Below are 17,795 nucleotides of genomic sequence, written 5' to 3' on the forward strand. Positions count from 1 at the left end.
GGACCGCTGAAACGCGTGACCGGTGACGGGGGATGATCAGGCGCTCGATGGAGCGTAGGCCTGCCCCGTGACGGCGGCGTGACACCGCCCGTTCACAGCGCCTTGCGGTAGACGATGAAGCCCGAGCGCTCGGCGATCTTGTTGTAGAGCACCTGTGCCGTGGTGTTGGTCTCGTGCGTCTGCCAATAGACCCGCGGCGCACCGGCCTGACGCGCTTCGCGGTAGACCGCCTCGATCAGCGCCCGTCCGACGCCCTTGCCGCGGGCGGCCTCGCTCGTGAACAGGTCGTTGAGATAGCAGAGCGGCCCGATCGTGGTGGTGGCGCGATGAAACAGGTAGTGCGCCAAGCCGATCAACTCGCCACCGCTCTCGGCGACCAGGGCATGGACCGGCTCGTCGGCATCGAAGAAGCGCGACCATGTCATCGCGGTCACCTCGGCCGGCAGCGCCGTCGGCCCCGAACGGCCGTAGAAGGCATTGTAGCCGTCCCAGAGCGGCAGCCAGTGATCATGGTCGTCGCGCGCGATGGCGCGCACAGTGAGTGCTTCGTGCATGAAGGCTTCGCCGTCCGTTTGAATCTCGACGGACCTTCGATACGCGCAGCCGCGTTGGCGATCAATCCGGGACGGGCTGCACCGGTTCGGCGGCGGGCGGCCGTACCAGCTCGACCTAGACGGACCGATCTTCCTCGGTCAGCGGCGAGAGCGAGAGCTCGCCCCGCCGCTCGATCAGGATCAGCAGTGACGCCGCCAGCAGGATCGCGAGTGCCAGGGTCACGGCAACGATTACGACCGTTGATTTCATCGCCATTTTGTGCGCGAGACAATCATCGCCTGTTGTCGCGAAAACCGCGAAGGGTTGTCAAAATGGCTTCCTGTTAAGCGGGCATCGACAAGACGGCGCGGATCGACACCACCGCGATGGTGACGCTGACACCCAACGAGAGCGTGCTGGCCGCGATCGTTGCGACCACGGCGGTGGTCAGGCTGGGCGAAAGGGTGAGCGTTGCGTGGTCGTGAAAGCCGCTGACGGGCGTACGGAGCCCTCTACGGTGGTTCGACTCCTGCGGCGACGCATGGCCGCGGACCCAACTGAACCTCGGAACGGAAGCAAGACGCCACCCGGACATGAAGTCGAAATCCCTTACCCATACATCCGCGAGCGAATCACTCGCAGAGGTAAATTCTAAGGTCGCGCTGGGCAGGATTGCGGCGGCAAATCGGAAAAAAAGGCAGGAACATGGCGCTGGCGGTGTTTGTTCCCGCCGATGCGTGTATTTTCCCCGCTGTTCTACGGACAGCCAGTAGTTTTACGGTGAATGCCTCACCCGTAGTCGGCGGCGATGCCGGCTGAATCGATCAGTGCCGGCTGCCAATCCATCGCGACGAAACCGGGTGTCTGTTCGACGCGGCGCAGCCAGTTGCGGATCTTCGGGAAGGTCGACAGATCGAAGTCGCAGCGATCGGCGACGTGGGTGTAGCCGTAGAGCGCGATGTCTGCGACCGTCAGCTGCTTCGCGGCAAAGTAGTCGTTGCTCTTGAGATGATTCTCCATCACCTGGAGCGCGGCGTAGCCGCGCTCCATCCAGTCCTCGAGCGCATGTGTCTGCAGGTCGCGCCCGCCCTTGACCAGCAGCAGCCAGAAATAGGCGGCGCCGATGTTCGGCTCCAGCGCATGCTGCTCGAAGAACATCCACTGCAGCGCTTCGGCGCGCTCGATGCGCTGCTCCGGCACCAGCGGCGTGCCGCCGGCGACATACCAGAGGATCGCGTTCGATTCGGCGATGAAGCGGTCCTCGCCGACCTCCAGCAGCGGCACCTGGCCGCTGGGATTCTTGGCGAGAAAATCCGGCGTGCGGCTCTCGCCGCGCAGGATGTCGATCTCGATCGCCTGATAGGGCGCGTTCAGAAGCGCGAGCGCAAGGCGGACCTTGTAGCTGTTGCCTGACCGCTGCATCGAATAGAGCTTGTACATCCGGCCGATTTCGAGTTCGAGGAATCAAAGGTTGGACGCATCGCACATCCAGACGCCAGATCGTCCCGCAATGCGGCCAGACAATGATGCCGATGGGCGCAGGCTGCAAGAGCCGGCGGATGGAAAAAGTCGAAATGCGCTACTGCACTGCACTCTCGAATAACAACTTTCCAATAGATTCAAACAATCGAGATCACGCCTGCGCGATGCGCGCGTGTCCACCGATCTCGACGGCGCGATCGGTGAGTGCGCGGCGCAGGGTCAGCGCGAACAGGGCCATCAGAACGATGAGGCCCAGCGGTATCGTCGTCAGCCCGGCGACGCTGCGCGAGAGCAGCGGCACGATCCAGGCGGCCGCGAGCACGCTGAGCTCGTAGTCGCGAAAGCCGTTCGCGAGGCCGTGCCGGACGAAGAAGATGATCGCGACCGCGACGACGACGAGGTCGTAGTCGAGCACATAGGGCGTCGCCAGCAGGCTCGCGCTCGCCAGTGCCGAAGCCTTGAGATCGAACGCGGCCTCGCTCTGCCACAGCCATGCAAGTCCGGCCGCGAGCGACAGCGCCAGCAGGCTCTGCAGCGCATAGGCGGACCTGATATCGGCGCCCCAATGACGCGCGGCCGAGAACACCGACTGGATCTTCTCCCAGCCGGTGCCGCCTTGCTCGAGCACGACGCTCTGTGTGAAGGTCATCGACTGGAAGAAGGCGTGCCAGACGTCGCTGCCGAGCGCGACGAAGCTGATCGCGACCAGCGCGGCCACCGTGGCGGCTGCCGCAGCAATCGTCGGCCAGCGCGTGCCTGCGAGCAGCGCCACGGGAATGAGCACGCCGAATTGCGGCTTGTAGGCGAGCAGGCCGATCAGGACGCCGGCCGCCCACGGCCGGCCGCGCTCCATCAGCAACAGCGCGCCGCCGAGCAGCGCCGCGGTGAAGAACGCGTTCTGGCCGTGACCGATGTTGACGAAGACGGCGGGAAAGGCGATCGCGACCAGCAGCGTCTCGGAACGCGGCAGGATCGCGCGCATGACCGCGAGGTATGCGAGCAGGCTCGACACGACCCAGAGCGCGAGCCCTCCGGCATAGGGCAGCAGGGCGGTGATGGCGGCGATCGCGAAGAAGAAGGGCGGGTAGTGCCAGCCGAAGAACGGCACGTCGCGGCCGTCGAACACGGCCTTTTCCGTCGCATGCTGCAGCGGCGGATCATAGGCATCGGCCGCCTTGCCCTGAAGGGTCAGCACGCCTGCCGCATAGACGTTGGAGAAGTCGGTGCCGATCGGCTTGCCGTTGCGGTCGACCAGGCCATCGGACAGCGCGATCCAGCCGGCGATTGCCGCGATCGTGACCGCGAGCAGCATCCAGCTGTAGGACTTGATCCGCGTGGCCGTCAGCCAGTCGCCGGATCGCAGGGCGTACCCGATAGTGGTCATTTCGGCCTGAGACTCTGGACAATCGTCGGTCCACGCTAGCGGGGCGGCTTTAACGTTCTCTAAAGTCTTGGGAGCCATGTGCCCAAGCTTCTTGCGATGCAGCGCTGGGGGCCCTACAAATGGGCGTTTCCCTGACATGACTGGTCGTGGCCCCGAGGGGGTGATCCACGACGCCTGCATAGGAGCTGATGATGTCCTTTCTCGCCGCTGCGCTCGACCGTGTGAAGCCGTCCGCGACCATCGCGGTCACGGATAAAGCGCGCGTCCTCAAAGCGGCGGGCCGCAATGTCATCGGCCTCGGCGCTGGCGAGCCGGATTTCGACACGCCGGACAACATCAAGCAGGCCGCGATCAAGGCGATCCAGGACGGCAAGACCAAGTATACCGCGGTGGACGGCATTCCCGAGCTGAAGGAAGCCATCATCGGCAAGTTCCAGCGCGAGAACGGCCTCACCTATAAGCCGAACCAGGTGATCGTCGGCGTCGGCGGCAAGCAGGTGCTGTACAATGCGCTGATGGCGACCATCAATCCCGGCGACCAGGTGATCATCCCGGCGCCGTACTGGGTCAGCTATCCCGAGATGGTGGCGCTCGCCGGCGGCGAGCCGGTGCCGGTGGTCTGCACCGCCGCCCACGGCTTCAAGCTGCAGCCGGAGGCGCTGGAGAAGGCGATCACGCCGAAGACCAAGTGGCTGATCCTGTGCTCGCCGTCGAACCCGACCGGCGCGGCCTACACCAAGGCCGAGCTGAAGGCGCTCACCGAGGTGCTGGTCAAGCATCCGCATGTCTGGATCATGACCGACGACATGTACGAGCACCTCGTCTATGACGACTTCGTGTTCACCACGCCGGCGCAGGTCGAGCCCTCGCTGTTCGACCGCACGCTGACCGTGAACGGCGTCTCCAAGGCCTATTGCATGACCGGCTGGCGCATCGGCTATGCCGGCGGCCCGGCGCACCTGATCAAGGCGATGGCGACGATCCAGTCGCAGTCGACCTCGAACCCGTGCTCGATCGCGCAATGGGCGGCGGTGGAGGCCTTGAACGGTCCGCAGGACTTCATCCCGGCCAACAACAAGGTGTTCAAGGAGCGCCGCGACCTCGTGGTGTCGATGCTGAACCAGGCGAATGGCATCGAATGCCCGCGGCCGGAAGGCGCGTTCTACGTCTATCCGTCCTGCGCCGGGACGATCGGCAAGACCGCGCCGTCGGGCAAGGTGATCGACAATGACGAGGCCTTCGTCACCGAGCTGCTGGAGACCGAGGGCGTCGCCGTGGTGCAGGGCTCGGCCTTCGGCCTCGGCCCGGCCTTCCGCATCTCCTACGCGACCAAGACCTCCGACCTCGAGGACGCCTGCAAGCGCATCCAGCGCTTCTGCGGCAATCTGAGGTAATCGGGCAACATCCCTCTCGAAACACCAGAAGCCAATTTCCAGGCCGAAAGGCGCCATGTTTTGAACATGGCGCCTTTCTTTTGTCGGCCGACAAGTCTGGTGGCGTAGGGTTGGAGTTCGATGCGGCTGCTTCTGCTGTCGATCGCGTTGATGGTGATGATCGTGCCGCTCGCGCAGGCCCATCAGGGGCGGCCGATGCGCGCCGGCGTGCTCGAATGCGAGGGACGAAAGACCTCCGGCAAGCTCGTGATGTCCCAGTCCCGCCTGCGCTGCGTGTTTCGCAGTCAGGGCCGCCAGCCGGAGCGCTATGTCGCCAGGGTCCGGCGTTACGGCCTCGATCTCGGCCTGACGGATGTGACCAGGATGGCGTGGGCGGTCAGCGCACCGGTCAACGATTTCGGCCGCAGCGAGCTGCGCGGGCGCTATGGCGGATTGTCCGCCAATGCCGCGGCTCTGGTCGGCTTCGGCGGCAGCTTCCTGGTGCGCGACACCGATCGCGCCGCGGCGCTGCAGCCGATCAGCCTGCAGGGGCAGACCGGCTTGAACCTCGCTGCCGGAATCACCGAGGTCGAGCTGGTGCCGCTGCTGCCGATCCACCCGAGCCCGAGCCGTTCATCGTCCTACTTCTCGCGTTTCTATCGCTGAGGCGCTCGATCGGAGAGACTCGGACACGTTCAGGCGAACGCGTCGCAATCGCTGCCTGCGTCGGCGCGCCGGCTCGTGCCGACGGCGCGCCGAATCTGGTGCGACTGTAAGGCTTGTGGCATAGATGTGGTGCCCTGTGATCGTGCGTCCGATCGACGGGTCTGCATCACACGTTCATTTCAGCCGGAGTTTTATTCATGCGCTCGACCATCCTCGCCGGGCTCGCCGCTGCGGTCGTCCTCTGCACCGGCACCGGCGCTGCCCAGGCGCAAGATCGCGTGCGGGTCGGTGTCCTCGAATGCCGCGGCGGCGCCAGTGTCGGCTTCATCGTCGGCTCGGTGACCCATCTCGGCTGCGTGCTGCGCGCCGACGGCCTGCCCGAGGACCGCTACGTCGCGACCATCCGCAAGGTCGGCCTCGATCTCGGCATCACCCAGGAATCGCTGCTGGCCTGGGTGGTCTATGCACCGGTCGCGCGGCTCGGGCCGGGCGATCTCTCCGGCGACTATGCCGGCGCCCAGGGCTCGGCCGCGGTCGGCGTCGGTGTCGGCGGCAACGTGCTGGTCGGCGGCTCCGCCAACTCGATCGCGCTGCAGCCGCTCAGCGTCCAGGGCCAGGTCGGCCTCAGCGTCTCGGCTGGGTTGCAAAGCCTCGAATTGCGCCCGGGGCGGTGATCTTCCCTTTGCCGTGAACAGCGCTCTTCCCGCCATCGAGCGGGAAGACGGCGCGATCCCCCGCACTGCAGCAACGTTTTTCGCAGGCCGCCTGCTTGCCAAAGCGGCAGCCGAGGCAGAGCATTCGGCTTTGCCGACCCAATCAAGGGCCGAGCTCCACAACGAGGAGGCGGCGAATGGGACAAGACCTGAGAAGTCCCCGAGGTCCACGGTGCATCGCGCTGGTGGGCCCTTTCCAAAGCGGTAAAACCACTCTCTTGGAGGCGATCCTGGCGCGGACCGGCGCGATCCCGCGCGCGGGCAGCGTCGACGCCGGCACCTCCGTCGGCGATGCCAGCCCGGAGGCGCGTCAGCACAAGATGAGCGTCGCCATGACGGCGGCGACCACGACCTTCATGGGCGACAGCTACACCTTCCTCGACTGTCCTGGCTCGATCGAGTTCATCCACGACATGCGCGCCGCGCTGCCGGCGGTCGATGCCGCCATCGTGGTCTGCGAGGCCGACGAGAAGAAGCTGCCGCAATTGCAGATCATCCTGCGCGAGCTCGAGGAGCTGCGCATTCCGCGCTTCCTGTTTCTCAACAAGATCGACCGCGCCAATGCGCGGATCAGGGAGACGCTTGCCACATTGCAGCCGGCCTCGCGCGTGCCCCTGGTGCTGCGCCAGATCCCGATCTGGAACGGCGAATTGATCGAAGGGTTCGTCGACCTCGCGCTGGAGCGCGCCTTCATCTATCGCGAGCACAAGGCGTCGGAAGTCATCGCGCTCGAAGGCGGCGATCTCGACCGCGAGAAGGAGGCGCGCTTCTCGATGCTGGAGAAGCTCGCCGATCACGACGATTCGCTGATGGAGCAGCTGCTGGAGGACATCCCGCCGCCGCGCGACGCCGTGTTCGACGATCTGGCGCGCGAATTGCGCGAGGGATTGATCTGCCCGGTGCTGCTCGGATCGGCGTTGCGCGAGAACGGCGTGCTGCGGCTGATGAAGGCGCTGCGCCACGAGGCGCCCGGAATCGCCGAGACCGCGCAGCGGCTCGGTGTGAAGGACACCAAGGAGGCGCTCGGCTATGTCTTCAAGACGCTGCATCTGCAGCATGGTGGCAAGCTGTCATTGACGAGGGTGCTGTCCGGCCATCTCGACGACGGCGCGACGCTGCATGCCGCCTCGGGCGAGGCGGCGCGCGTATCCGGCATCCTGGCTGCCACCGGCGCCTATGACAGCAAGCGCGCGGGCGCCCAGGCCGGGGACACGGTGGCGCTCGGCAAGCTCGATGCGGTCAAGACCGGCGATACGGTTGCGACCGGCAAGACGGCACCACCGCCGCTGGCAAAGGTGGAGGCGTGCCCGCCGGTGCTGGCGCTCTCGATCGCCGCCGTGGACCGCAAGGACGACGTCAAGCTCGGCCAGGCCTTGCAGCGGCTCCACGAGGAGGATCCGTCGCTGACCATGGTGCAGAACCCGCGCACCCACGACACGGTGCTGTGGGGGCAGGGCGAGATGCATCTGCGCGTCGCGCTGGAGCGGCTGCGCGACCGTTTCGGCGTCAACGTCAAATCGCACCAGCCCGCGATCGGCTACCAGGAGACCATCCGCAAGCCGATCACGCAGCGCGGCCGCCACAAGAAGCAGTCCGGCGGGCACGGCCAGTTCGGCGACGTGGTGCTCGACATCAGGCCGCTGCCGCGCGGCGAAGGCTTCCGCTTTGCCGAGAAGGTGGTCGGCGGCGCGGTGCCGCGCAACTACATCCCGGCGGTGGAGGAGGGCGTCGTCGACGCAATGGCCCGCGGCCCCCTGGGCTTTCCGGTGATCGACGTCGAGGTGACGCTCACCGACGGCTCCTATCACAGCGTGGATTCGTCCGACCTCGCGTTCCGCACCGCGGCGCGGGTCGGCGTCGGCGAGGGGCTGCCGCAATGCCAGCCGGTGCTGCTGGAGCCGATTCACACCGTCGAGATCGTCTGCCCGACGGAGGCGACCGCCAGGATCAATGCGATCCTCTCGGCGCGGCGCGGCCAGATCCTGTCCTTCGATACCCGTGACGGCTGGCCGGGCTGGGACTGCGTCCGGGCGATGATGCCGGAGGCGGAGATCGGCGAGTTGATCGTCGAATTGCGTTCGGCGACGGCCGGCGCCGGCAGCTTCACCCGCCAATTCGACCACATGGCCGAGGTGACCGGCCGCGCCGCCGACCACATCATCGCCTCCCATCGCGACGCCGCCTGAGCCGAACGCTCCGCGCCGAACAGCGCCGGCCCGTCATCCTCTCTCGGGATGGCGGGCCGGATCGCGTCGGGACCTTTGCTCGCGCGCGCAGGGAACAAACGGCGAGGGCCGGGTTCCAGCTTGCGTCCGAGATCAGTTTGTGATGTATTTTACATCATTGTCTTTGTCTCAGACATCATTTATGGTGTCTGCCACGTGAGGCCAGCGTGATCACGTCGTTCCAGATGCGGGCAGCGCGAGCGCTGCTCGGGATAGATCAGAGAACCTTGGCCGAGCTGGCCGGCGTGTCGCTGCCGACGATCCAGCGGATGGAAGCCTCCACGGGCAACGTCCGCGGCGTGGTGGACTCGCTGACCAAGGTCGTCGATGCGCTCAATCGCGCGGGCGTGGATCTGATCGGTGAGCATTCCCGCAGCGAGAACGGCGGGCGTGGTGTTCGCCTGAAGGACCCGGGGCCGCCCCGCCGCATGGGCCGTCAAACTGACATCGCGCGCGATGACGCAAGCTAGGCTCATCGCGCGGGCACGGGGCCCCTGGGCGCTTCGTGTGGGACGCATCGTCGGCTGCGCCGCGGCCCGATGAGGCGACGGGAGCGTGATGGGCATGAGCATCGCAAACGAACACCGTTCGCACGGGCGGGTCGGACATCATGAGCCGACCTTCGCCGAGCTTTATTCCCCCAAACTCCTGACGGTCTTGCGCGAGGGCTACGGCCTCAGCGACTTTCGCGCCGACGCGCTGGCGGGCCTGACGGTGGCGATCGTGGCGCTGCCGCTGTCGATGGCGATCGCGATCGCCTCCGGTGTCTCGCCGGGGCGTGGTCTCTACACCGCCGTGATCGGCGGCTTCCTGGTCTCGCTGCTCGGCGGCAGCCGCTTTCAGATCGGCGGTCCCGCGGGTGCCTTCATCGTGCTGGTCGCTGCGACGGTCGATCGCCAGGGTCTCGATGGCCTGCTGATCGCGACGATGATGTCCGGCGTGATGCTGGTGATCGCCGGATATCTGCGGCTCGGCACCTACATCAAGTTCATTCCCTATCCGGTCACAGTCGGCTTCACCGCGGGCATCGCCGTCATCATCTTTGCCAGCCAGCTGAAGGATCTGTTCGGTATCACGCTTGCGGGCAAGGAGCCGGGCGAGCTGCTTCCGAAGCTCACGGCGCTCGCGCATGGCGCGCCGACCGCGAGCATGTCTGCGGTCGTGACGGCCGCGCTGTCGATCGCGATCATCATCGGCCTCAAGCATCTGCGGCCGACCTGGCCCGGCATCCTGATCGCGGTGGTGGTCGCGGCCATCATCACCTTCGCGCTGCAGCTTCCGGTCGAGACCATTGGGACGAAATTCGGCGGTATCCCGCGCGAGCTGCCGGCGCCGGCGTTGCCGGCGTTCTCGCTCGCCAAGGTCCAGGCGGTGTTCCCCGACGCGATCGCCTTCGCACTGCTCGGAGCCATCGAATCGCTGCTGTCGGCCGTCGTCGCCGACGGCATGACCGGCCGTCGCCATCGCTCCAACTGCGAGCTGGTGGCGCAGGGCTTTGCCAATGTCGGCTCGGCCTTGTTCGGCGGCATCTGCGTCACCGGCACCATCGCGCGCACCGCCACCAATGTTCGCGCCGGCGCCCGCGGACCGGTGTCGGGCATGCTGCATTCGCTGTTTCTTTTGGTGTTCATGCTGATCGCGGCGCCGCTGGCGAGCTACATCCCGCTGTCGGCGCTCGCCGCGGTGCTCGTCGTTGTCGCCTGGAACATGGCCGAGAAGCACGAGTTCGCCACCCTGATCCGATCGTCCTGGGGCGATGCCACGGTGCTGCTCGCGACCTTCGGGCTGACGGTCTTCCGCGATCTCACCGAGGGCATCCTGGTCGGCTTTGCGCTCGGCGCCGTGCTGTTCATCAACCGGATGGCGCAGATGACCGGCGTCGAGGACGGGTCGCCTCTGGTCGCAAAGGACCGCGCCGACTTCGAGGATGAGGCGCGGGTGCCGTACAATCCGAAGCTCAGCGCCGACAAGGACGTGCTGGTCTATCGCATCACCGGTGCGTTCTTCTTCGGCGCCGCCTCGACCGTCGGCACCGTGCTCGACTCGATCGCCGACCGCCGCAAGGCCTTCGTGGTCGATTTCGCAGCGGTGCCGTTCCTGGATTCGACGGCCGCCAACGCCATGAGCCGCGTTGCCGCCAAGGCCAAGCGCCAGGGCATCCGCCTGTTCATCACCGGGGCGTCGCCGACCGTGCGTCGGGCGCTGCTGACCCATGGCGTGCGGCCGCCGCTGGTGCGCTACCGCGAGACCATCGAGCGCGCGGTGGCCGACATCAAGGGCAAGGAGACGGCACCGGCGGACGTCGCCGATGGGCTCGCCGCGAGCTGACACGCGACCTCAACGCCGCGTCGCCGTTTGGGCCATGGCGCCTGGGGGCGACTGCCGAGCCCCAGCATTGACTCCAGCCGGAGCTTGTCCGATGTCACGGCCATGACCCTTGCCGCCAAACCCCGCGCTGCGTGCCTGATCGGCTGGCCTGCCGCGCATTCACGCTCGCCCTTGATCCATCATCATTGGCTGCACGAGCTCGGCATTGCCGGCGGCTACACCATCGAGGCGGTGCCGCCGGAAGAGCTGGCGGACTTCGTCATGCATCTCGACCGTCGCGGCTTCGTCGGCGCCAACGTCACGATCCCGCACAAGGAGCGCGTGCTGGAGCTGAGCGAGCCGGACGCGCGTGCCCGCGCCGTCGGCGCGGCCAACACGCTCTGGTACGAGGACCGCATCCTGCGGGCCACCAACACCGACGTCGAAGGCTTCATCGGCAATCTGGACGCCGCTGCCCCAGGCTGGGACCGCACCGACGAGGCGCTGGTGCTCGGCTCCGGCGGCTCGGCGCGGGCCGTCGTGTTCGGCCTGCTCGAGCGCGGCATCGGCCGCGTCCACATCATCAACCGCACCGCGGCGCGCGCACAAGCCCTGGCTGATCAGTTCGGCAGCCATGTCGTTGCCGAAGGCTGGGACCGCGTCGGCGCGCTGCTGCCGCGCGCGGGCCTGTTCGTGAACACCACCTCGCTCGGCATGCACGGTCAGCCGCCGCTCGAGCTCGACGTCGAGCTGTTGCCGCAGCAGGCCGTCGTCGCCGACATCGTCTACGTGCCGCTGGAGACGCAGTTGCTCGCGGCGGCGCGGGCGAGGGGGCTGCGCACTGCCGATGGACTCGGCATGCTGCTGCACCAGGCCGTGCGTGGCTTCGAATTGTGGTTCGGCCGCCGTCCGCAGGTCACGCCCGAGTTGCGCGCGCTGGTCGAGGCCGATCTCACAAGGGCTTGAGCGCGGAATAAGCGCAGATGGTCGGCGTCTCATTGATCGAGCGTCCGCGTAGCCCCGCATTGGACGCGGATGATCTTCTCTCGCCCTCGGAGCCATGCATGTCCGCTCGTCTCATCCTGTTCCGTTCCGTCGCTTCACTCGCCATGGTTGCGACTGTATCCGCGCTCGCCATCGCCCAGCAGGCGCCGGTGCCGACGCGCGTGCGCGGCGCCATCGAAAGCGTCGACGCCAATACGATGACGGTGAAAGCCCGCAGCGGCGAGATCTTCAAGCTGCGCATGGCCGGTGATCTGCGCGTCTCGGGTGTCGTCAAGGCGCAGCTTTCCGACATCAAGCTGGGCTCGTTCATCGGCGCCACCACGGTGCCCGGCCCGGATGGCGCGCCGAAGGCGGTCGAGATCCACATTTTTCCCGAGGACATGCGCGGAACGGGCGAAGGCTCGCGGTCGTGGGACCTGAAGCCGAACTCGAGCATGACCAACGCCACCGTGTCCGAAAGCTCGGTCTCGACCGACGGTCACTCGCTGCTCGTCAAGTACAAGGGGGGCGAAAAGCGCGTCGACATTACGCCGGACACGCCGATCGTCACCTTCGTGCCCGGCGACGAGTCCGAGCTGAAAGCCGGCGCCAAGGTGATCGCCACCGTCAAGCAATTGCCTGACGGTTCGCTCGAGACCAGCCGCGTCAGCGTCGGCCGCGATGGGCTGACGCCGCCGATGTGACCTGCCTTTCTCTGTGTGCTCAACTGCGTCTCCGTTGCCGGTGTCGTCCCTGCGAACGCAGGGACCCATACCCCCAGGGAGGAGTTTAGGGCGCAGTGGCAATTGGGCTTTTGCCCAACACGACGGCCGCGGAGTATGGGTCCCGGATCAGCGCCGCGCCGCGCTGACGCGCGTCACGGCTTGTCCGGGACGACAGCTTTTGCATGGTGGAAGTCGGGGGCGCGTAAGCTGATTAGTCCGAGCACCTTGCTCGCCGATTCTCGAGCTAATCCGCCAGCACCTTCCGGTCGATCTCGGCCACCGTGTTGACGCCGCACAGGCCCATCGTCGTCAAGAGCTCGTTGCGGATGATGTCGATGGCCTTGGCGACGCCGGCCTGGCCGCCGGCGCCGAGGCCGTAGGCATAGGCGCGGCCGAGCATGCAGGATTTGGCACCGAGCGCGAGCGCGCGCATCACGTCCTGGCCGGAGCGGATGCCGCCATCGAACATGATCTCGATCTTGTCGCCGACCGCCTCCGCGATGCCGGGCAGCACGTGGATCGAGGACGGCGCGCCGTCGAGCTGGCGGCCGCCGTGGTTGGACACGACCATTGCCTGCGCGCCGGTCGCGGCCGCGAGCTTGGCGTCCTCGATGTCGTGGATGCCCTTGATGATCAGCTTGCCCGGCCAGATCGAGCGGATCCAGTCGACGTCCTTCCAGTTCAGCGAGGTGTCGAACTGCGCGGCGGTCCAGGCCGAGAGCTTGGTGAGATCCTCGGTGTTCTTCACGTGGCCGGCGATGTTGCCGAAGGTGCGGCGCTTGCCCTGCAGCACGCCCTGCACCCAGGCCGGCCTGATCGCGAAGTCGAACAGCTTCGACAGCGTCCATTCCGGCGGCACGCTCATGCCGTTCTTGATGTCCTGGTGGCGCTGGCCGATCACCTGCAGGTCGACGGTCAGGCATAGTGCGCTGCACTTCGCAGCGATCGCGCGCTCGACCAGGGCCTTGATGAAGCCGCGGTCCTTCATGACGTAGAGCTGGAACCAGAACGGCTTCTCGACGCTGCCCGCGATGTCCTCGATCGAGCAGATCGACATCGTGCTCTGCGTGAACGGGATGCCGGCGGCCTGCGCCGCGCGGCAGGCGTGAATCTCGCCGTCGCCGTGCTGCATGCCCAGGAGGCCGACCGGCGCCAGGATCAGCGGCATCGACGAGGGCTCGCCGAGGATCGTCGTCGACAGATCGCGCTTGGAGACGTCGACCAGGATGCGCTGGCGGAACTTGATCTTCTGCAGATCCTCGCGATTGGCGCGCAGCGTCTCCTCGGCATAGGAGCCACGATCGGCGTAGTCGAAGAAGGCTTTGGGCACGCGGCGCTTGTGCAGCAGGCGCAGGTCTTCAATGCAGGTGACGTGTTTCATCGCGGTCTTCGGCTCCCCACCGGCGTCTCGTTTCTTAGGGCTGGGGCAGTCATCTAGCATCTTTGCGGCGGCTGCCAAATCCAACTTGGGAACCGCCACGGCGTCTGGGCAAAGCAGGGCGAACTGCGAGCGTCCCGCAACAACATGACGTCAGGGCTGCCGGAGCGAGCACCTTCCTGCTGCGGCGGGGCTCCGACGGGTGAGCCCTCCAGAGCCGTCAGGTCGAATGAAAAATTAGTCTTAACAACGGCTTACAGAGGTCATGGCGGTTTCGTGGTAATGATTCATCACATTTTTTGAAGCCATCTTAGCCTTAAGGCGACTATAACCCGCGGGCTGACCGGCAGGGCGGGTCCTGTGATTCGCGCCCGCCGGTAACGAAATCCAGAAGCCGTTGCTGGGGGTCATATGAGCCGTAACTATTTCGGGACCGATGGGATTCGTGGCCGCGCCAACGGCCTGATCACGCCGGAACTCGCGCTCAAGGTCGGGCAGGCCGCAGGTCTTCTGTTCCAGCGCGGCGAGCATCGCCACCGGGTGGTGATCGGCAAGGATACACGCCTTTCCGGGTACATGATCGAATACGCCATGGTGGCCGGCTTCACCTCCGTCGGCATGGACGTGCTGCTGGTCGGCCCGATGCCGACGCCCGCGGTCGCCATGCTCACCAAGTCGATGCGCGCCGATCTCGGCGTCATGATCTCGGCCTCACACAATCTGTTCGAGGACAACGGCATCAAGCTGTTCGGGCCGCAGGGTTTCAAGCTGTCCGACGATGTCGAGAGGCAGATCGAGCAACTGCTCGATGAATCGCTCGACAAGAAGCTGGCGCAGAGCGCGAGCCTCGGCCGCGCCCGCCGCATCGACGGCGTGCACGATCGCTACATCGAATTCGCCAAGCGCACCCTGCCGCGGGATCTCTCGCTCGACGGTCTTCGCGTCGTGGTCGATTGCGCCAACGGCGCGGCCTACAAGGTCGTGCCCGAGGCGCTGTGGGAGCTCGGCGCCGACGTGATCTCGATCGGCGTGGAGCCGGACGGCTTCAACATCAACAAGGAATGCGGCTCGACCTCGCCGGAGGCGCTGTGCCGGAAGGTACGGGAAATGCGCGCCGACATCGGCATCGCGCTCGACGGCGACGCGGATCGCGTGATCCTGGTCGATGAGCGCGGCCACATCGTCGATGGCGACCAGCTGCTTGCGGTCATCGCGCAGAGCTGGAAGGAGGACGGCCGCCTGGCGCGCGCCGGTATCGTCGCGACCGTGATGTCCAATCTCGGTCTCGAGCGCTTCCTGCAGGGGCAAGGCCTCGAACTGGTGCGCACGCCGGTCGGCGACCGCTACGTTCTCGAGCGCATGCTGGCCGACGGCTACAATCTCGGCGGCGAGCAGTCGGGCCATATCATTCTCTCGGACTACGCGACCACGGGCGACGGCTTCGTCGCCGCGCTGCAGGTGCTGGCGACGGTGCAGAGACTGCGCCGTCCGGTGTCCGAGGTCTGCCACCGCTTCGATCCGCTGCCGCAGATCCTCAAGAACGTGCGCTATCGCAGCGGCAAGCCGCTCGACGCGGACGAGGTGAAGTCAGCGATCGACACCGGACAGAAGCGCCTCAACGGTCATGGCCGACTGCTCGTGCGCTCCTCCGGCACCGAGCCGGTGATCCGCGTGATGGGCGAGGGCGACGACCGTGAGCTGGTCGAGGAGGTCGTCGACGAGATCGTGGCCGCGGTGGGCAACGCGGCCGCTGCCGCAGCCTGATCACCAGCGATCATATTTTCGATTGTGGCCTGTCATCGTCAGATGACAGGCCTTTTTGTTGGCTCACCATCTTCTCGCGTCCGAGCGCGTCGCCAGGATGCATATGATCGCGTCGTTCAACGACTTCGTGCGGCGGGTCGGAATTTGGAGGGCATGACTTTGTCATGAGCCGGGTCGGTCGACTAATTAGTTCGTGTTGCCCGCATCGCCCGGCGCAGCCGCTAACGATTTGTTAGGATGAGTTGTCCGGTCATTAACGGTTCATGCGTGCTCATGGAATGTCAACCTTAATTATTAGGGTTAAGCGCTGCTTAAGCATTTGGTGCGATTGTTCGGCCGTCAGTTGTGATGTGGGGCCAGGTTCTCGATTGCCTCACCGGCCAAAGGGACGAAGCCAATGCGTAGCGTTATGTCTTTGATCGCCGCCGGAGCGGCCTCTCTGTTTTCCACTCTCGCCTTTGCGGCCGACATGCCCATCATGCCGCCTCCGGTCTACGCGCCGCCGCCGGCGGCCGATTTCGGTGGCTGGTATCTGCGCGGCGACATCGGTTTCAGCAATCAGAAGGTCAAGGACGTCCATTATTCGCGCGAATCCGCCTACACGCCGATGACGTCCTTCAACCAGACCTCGGCGTTCGACACCGCGGGCATCTACGGCGTCGGCGTCGGCTATCGCTTCAACAGCTGGTTCCGCGCCGACGTCACCGGCCAGTATCGCGGCAATTCGAACTTCAAGGCCACCGACCGCTTCAACGCGACGGCGGGCGGCGTGCCCTATAGCGGCATCGACAATTACAGCGGCAGCAAGTCGGAATGGCTGGTGCTCGCCAACGCCTATGTCGATCTCGGCACCTGGTGGTGCGTGACGCCATTCATCGGCGCGGGCGTCGGCGGCGCGCGGGTGACGGTCTCGAACTTCACCGACACGGGCATCAACAACCTGCCGTTCACGACCACGAGTTTCGCGACGGCGCCGACCTCCTCGAAATGGAATTTCGCATGGGCGGCCCATGCCGGTCTGGCTTACAACGTCAATCCGAACCTGGTGCTGGAGCTGGCCTACAGCTACGTCGATCTCGGTCAGGGGCAGACCGGTGTTCTGTCCGACTACGTCGGCAACACCACCGGCAACGTCTTCAAGTTCAAGGACATCACCTCGCACGACCTGAAGCTCGGCGTGCGCTGGAATTTCGACAATCCTCCGCCGCCGCCGATGCCGGCGCTGATCCGCAAGGGCTGAATCGAGCGCTCGCCCTCACCGCAAATCGAACGAACGGCGCGGGCCTCCCGCGCCGTTTCGCGTTTCGGATCGAGCGAAGCGCGCGCGTCTTCGCTGAAAGAATTTCCATGCAGAGCGCTGCGACAACGAATGATTAAGGTTAACGCGCGATGATCGGAACAGAGAGTCAAGTGCTGATTGGAGCGTGCGATGCGTAGCCTTGTGGTGGCGGTTTCGGTGTGCGGCATGATCTCCGCGGCCCAGGCCGCGGACTTGTCCGACCTTCCGATCCTGCGCGGCGGCCTGACCGAGGGCCTGAACAATTCGCGGGTCAACTGGGACGGCTACTATGTGGGCGTCCAGGGCGGCTACGGCTCGTCCGATGAGAATTTCAACGGCTCGACCAAGAACATGACGGCGGCGGTGCTGGCCAACACGCTGATCGAGAGCCAGATGCAGGTATCGTCCTGGAACCCGAATCTGGGCAAGCAATCCTCGCGCGCATCGGGCTTCGGCGCCTTCGTCGGCTACAACAGTCAGTGGGACGACGTCGTGCTCGGCGTCGAGGCGAGCTATCTGCACGGCAAATACGGCGGCATGGCCTCTTCGAGCCGCACGCTCGTCAGCACGGCTGCACTGACCGACGGCAACTTCCACGCCGTGACGTCGACGCAGTCCTCGCAGATCTCGATCACCGACATGGCGACGATCCGCGGTCGTGCCGGCTATGCGATGGGTTGCTTCCTGCCCTACGCATTTTTCGGCCTTGCACTCGGCAACGCAGATATCGGCCAGTCCGTGACGGTTCAGGACCGGGTCAGCACGACATTTCTCGGCACCTACACGCCGCTTGCGCCGCTCAGCGCCAACAACCTTCAGCACAATCACCTGATCTACGGCTACAGCGCCGGTCTCGGCGTCGACGTCAATCTGGTCGGCGGCCTGTTTGCGCGGGCCGAATACGAATACGTCCGCTTCACCTCGACGGTCGACACCAGCATCAATACGGTGCGCGCGGGCCTCGGCTACAAGTTCTGAGCT

The 17,795-nt window shown here is 65.8% G+C and carries 16 protein-coding genes; 11 read left to right on the forward strand and 5 right to left on the reverse strand.

Features of this window, described 5'->3' with window-relative positions:
* Positions 1 to 92: 92 nt before the first annotated feature.
* From QX041_RS21740 to QX041_RS21755, 4 genes are all read right to left on the reverse strand, one after another.
* Entirely contained in the window at positions 93 to 554 is a 462-nt protein-coding gene (locus QX041_RS21740; protein WP_316166514.1) for a GNAT family N-acetyltransferase, read from the reverse strand.
* Between the two features lie 115 nt (positions 555 to 669).
* On the reverse strand, positions 670 to 804 hold the full coding sequence (locus QX041_RS21745; protein ID WP_316166663.1) for a hypothetical protein: 135 nt from the start codon (positions 802 to 804) through the stop codon (positions 670 to 672).
* A 519-nt stretch (positions 805 to 1,323) separates the two neighbouring features.
* Complete coding sequence (locus tag QX041_RS21750) at positions 1,324 to 1,974, reverse strand: glutathione S-transferase family protein (RefSeq protein ID WP_315714112.1); 651 nt, start codon at positions 1,972 to 1,974, stop codon at positions 1,324 to 1,326.
* 193 nt (positions 1,975 to 2,167) lie between these two features.
* Positions 2,168 to 3,400, reverse strand: a complete 1,233-nt coding sequence (locus QX041_RS21755) for a glycosyltransferase family 87 protein (protein WP_316166515.1) — start codon at positions 3,398 to 3,400, stop codon at positions 2,168 to 2,170.
* 191 nt (positions 3,401 to 3,591) lie between these two features.
* Here QX041_RS21755 and QX041_RS21760 point away from each other — a divergent pair, with 191 nt between their 5' ends.
* From QX041_RS21760 to QX041_RS21795, 8 genes are all read left to right on the forward strand, one after another.
* Positions 3,592 to 4,794 (forward strand): pyridoxal phosphate-dependent aminotransferase, encoded by a 1,203-nt coding sequence (locus QX041_RS21760; RefSeq protein ID WP_315714114.1) that lies wholly within the window; start codon positions 3,592 to 3,594, stop codon positions 4,792 to 4,794.
* Between the two features lie 120 nt (positions 4,795 to 4,914).
* Positions 4,915 to 5,439 carry a DUF992 domain-containing protein gene (locus QX041_RS21765; RefSeq protein WP_316166516.1) on the forward strand — a complete coding sequence of 175 codons (525 nt, stop codon included), beginning with the start codon at positions 4,915 to 4,917 and terminating at the stop codon, positions 5,437 to 5,439.
* Between the two features lie 197 nt (positions 5,440 to 5,636).
* Entirely contained in the window at positions 5,637 to 6,113 is a 477-nt protein-coding gene (locus tag QX041_RS21770; RefSeq protein ID WP_315714116.1) for a DUF992 domain-containing protein, read from the forward strand.
* A gap of 176 nt (positions 6,114 to 6,289) precedes the next feature.
* Positions 6,290 to 8,338 (forward strand): elongation factor G, encoded by a 2,049-nt coding sequence (locus QX041_RS21775; protein WP_315750067.1) that lies wholly within the window; start codon positions 6,290 to 6,292, stop codon positions 8,336 to 8,338.
* 206 nt (positions 8,339 to 8,544) lie between these two features.
* On the forward strand, positions 8,545 to 8,847 hold the full coding sequence (locus QX041_RS21780) for a helix-turn-helix transcriptional regulator (RefSeq protein ID WP_315714118.1): 303 nt from the start codon (positions 8,545 to 8,547) through the stop codon (positions 8,845 to 8,847).
* A 94-nt stretch (positions 8,848 to 8,941) separates the two neighbouring features.
* Positions 8,942 to 10,705, forward strand: coding sequence for a SulP family inorganic anion transporter (locus QX041_RS21785; protein WP_315714119.1), 1,764 nt, complete (start codon positions 8,942 to 8,944; stop codon positions 10,703 to 10,705).
* Between the two features lie 102 nt (positions 10,706 to 10,807).
* Positions 10,808 to 11,650: a shikimate dehydrogenase gene (locus QX041_RS21790; protein ID WP_315714120.1), complete on the forward strand. Its 843-nt coding sequence runs from the start codon at positions 10,808 to 10,810 to the stop codon at positions 11,648 to 11,650.
* Positions 11,651 to 11,793: 143 nt separating this feature from the next.
* Entirely contained in the window at positions 11,794 to 12,372 is a 579-nt protein-coding gene (locus tag QX041_RS21795; protein ID WP_410051253.1) for a hypothetical protein, read from the forward strand.
* Positions 12,373 to 12,637: 265 nt separating this feature from the next.
* Here the strand turns inward: QX041_RS21795 and QX041_RS21800 are convergent, their stop codons facing one another.
* Positions 12,638 to 13,774, reverse strand: coding sequence for an alpha-hydroxy acid oxidase (locus QX041_RS21800; RefSeq protein ID WP_316166518.1), 1,137 nt, complete (start codon positions 13,772 to 13,774; stop codon positions 12,638 to 12,640).
* Positions 13,775 to 14,182: 408 nt separating this feature from the next.
* Between QX041_RS21800 and glmM the strand changes: the two genes are divergently transcribed.
* The 3 genes from glmM to QX041_RS21815 all read left to right on the forward strand — a co-directional run bounded on the left by glmM (position 14,183) and on the right by QX041_RS21815 (position 17,792).
* Positions 14,183 to 15,535 (forward strand): phosphoglucosamine mutase, encoded by a 1,353-nt coding sequence (gene glmM, locus QX041_RS21805; protein WP_316166519.1) that lies wholly within the window; start codon positions 14,183 to 14,185, stop codon positions 15,533 to 15,535.
* Positions 15,536 to 15,932: 397 nt separating this feature from the next.
* The gene (locus tag QX041_RS21810; protein WP_315803318.1) at positions 15,933 to 16,775 is read left to right on the forward strand and encodes an outer membrane protein; all 843 of its coding nucleotides are present in this window, start codon (positions 15,933 to 15,935) and stop codon (positions 16,773 to 16,775) included.
* A gap of 189 nt (positions 16,776 to 16,964) precedes the next feature.
* Complete coding sequence (locus tag QX041_RS21815; protein ID WP_315803319.1) at positions 16,965 to 17,792, forward strand: outer membrane protein; 828 nt, start codon at positions 16,965 to 16,967, stop codon at positions 17,790 to 17,792.
* Positions 17,793 to 17,795: the final 3 nt, after the last annotated feature.

The sequence above is a fragment of the Bradyrhizobium sp. SZCCHNRI2009 genome, from assembly GCF_032485115.1.
GTDB lineage: Bacteria > Pseudomonadota > Alphaproteobacteria > Rhizobiales > Xanthobacteraceae > Bradyrhizobium.

Bases quoted from the DNA above. Each gene is read 5' to 3' on its own strand.
- glmM (WP_316166519.1), top strand. From the start codon at position 14,183: ATGAGCCGTAACTATTTCGGGACCGATGGGATTCGTGGCCGCGCCAAC.
- QX041_RS21760 (WP_315714114.1), top strand. From the start codon at position 3,592: ATGTCCTTTCTCGCCGCTGCGCTCGACCGTGTGAAGCCGTCCGCGACC.
- QX041_RS21795 (WP_410051253.1), top strand. From the start codon at position 11,794: ATGGTTGCGACTGTATCCGCGCTCGCCATCGCCCAGCAGGCGCCGGTG.
- QX041_RS21800 (WP_316166518.1), bottom strand. From the start codon at position 13,774: ATGAAACACGTCACCTGCATTGAAGACCTGCGCCTGCTGCACAAGCGC.
- QX041_RS21810 (WP_315803318.1), top strand. From the start codon at position 15,933: ATGCGTAGCGTTATGTCTTTGATCGCCGCCGGAGCGGCCTCTCTGTTT.
- QX041_RS21815 (WP_315803319.1), top strand. From the start codon at position 16,965: ATGCGTAGCCTTGTGGTGGCGGTTTCGGTGTGCGGCATGATCTCCGCG.
- QX041_RS21770 (WP_315714116.1), top strand. From the start codon at position 5,637: ATGCGCTCGACCATCCTCGCCGGGCTCGCCGCTGCGGTCGTCCTCTGC.
- QX041_RS21775 (WP_315750067.1), top strand. From the start codon at position 6,290: ATGGGACAAGACCTGAGAAGTCCCCGAGGTCCACGGTGCATCGCGCTG.
- QX041_RS21755 (WP_316166515.1), bottom strand. From the start codon at position 3,400: ATGACCACTATCGGGTACGCCCTGCGATCCGGCGACTGGCTGACGGCC.
- QX041_RS21745 (WP_316166663.1), bottom strand. From the start codon at position 804: ATGAAATCAACGGTCGTAATCGTTGCCGTGACCCTGGCACTCGCGATC.
- QX041_RS21785 (WP_315714119.1), top strand. From the start codon at position 8,942: ATGAGCATCGCAAACGAACACCGTTCGCACGGGCGGGTCGGACATCAT.
- QX041_RS21750 (WP_315714112.1), bottom strand. From the start codon at position 1,974: ATGTACAAGCTCTATTCGATGCAGCGGTCAGGCAACAGCTACAAGGTC.
- QX041_RS21765 (WP_316166516.1), top strand. From the start codon at position 4,915: ATGCGGCTGCTTCTGCTGTCGATCGCGTTGATGGTGATGATCGTGCCG.
- QX041_RS21790 (WP_315714120.1), top strand. From the start codon at position 10,808: ATGACCCTTGCCGCCAAACCCCGCGCTGCGTGCCTGATCGGCTGGCCT.
- QX041_RS21740 (WP_316166514.1), bottom strand. From the start codon at position 554: ATGCACGAAGCACTCACTGTGCGCGCCATCGCGCGCGACGACCATGAT.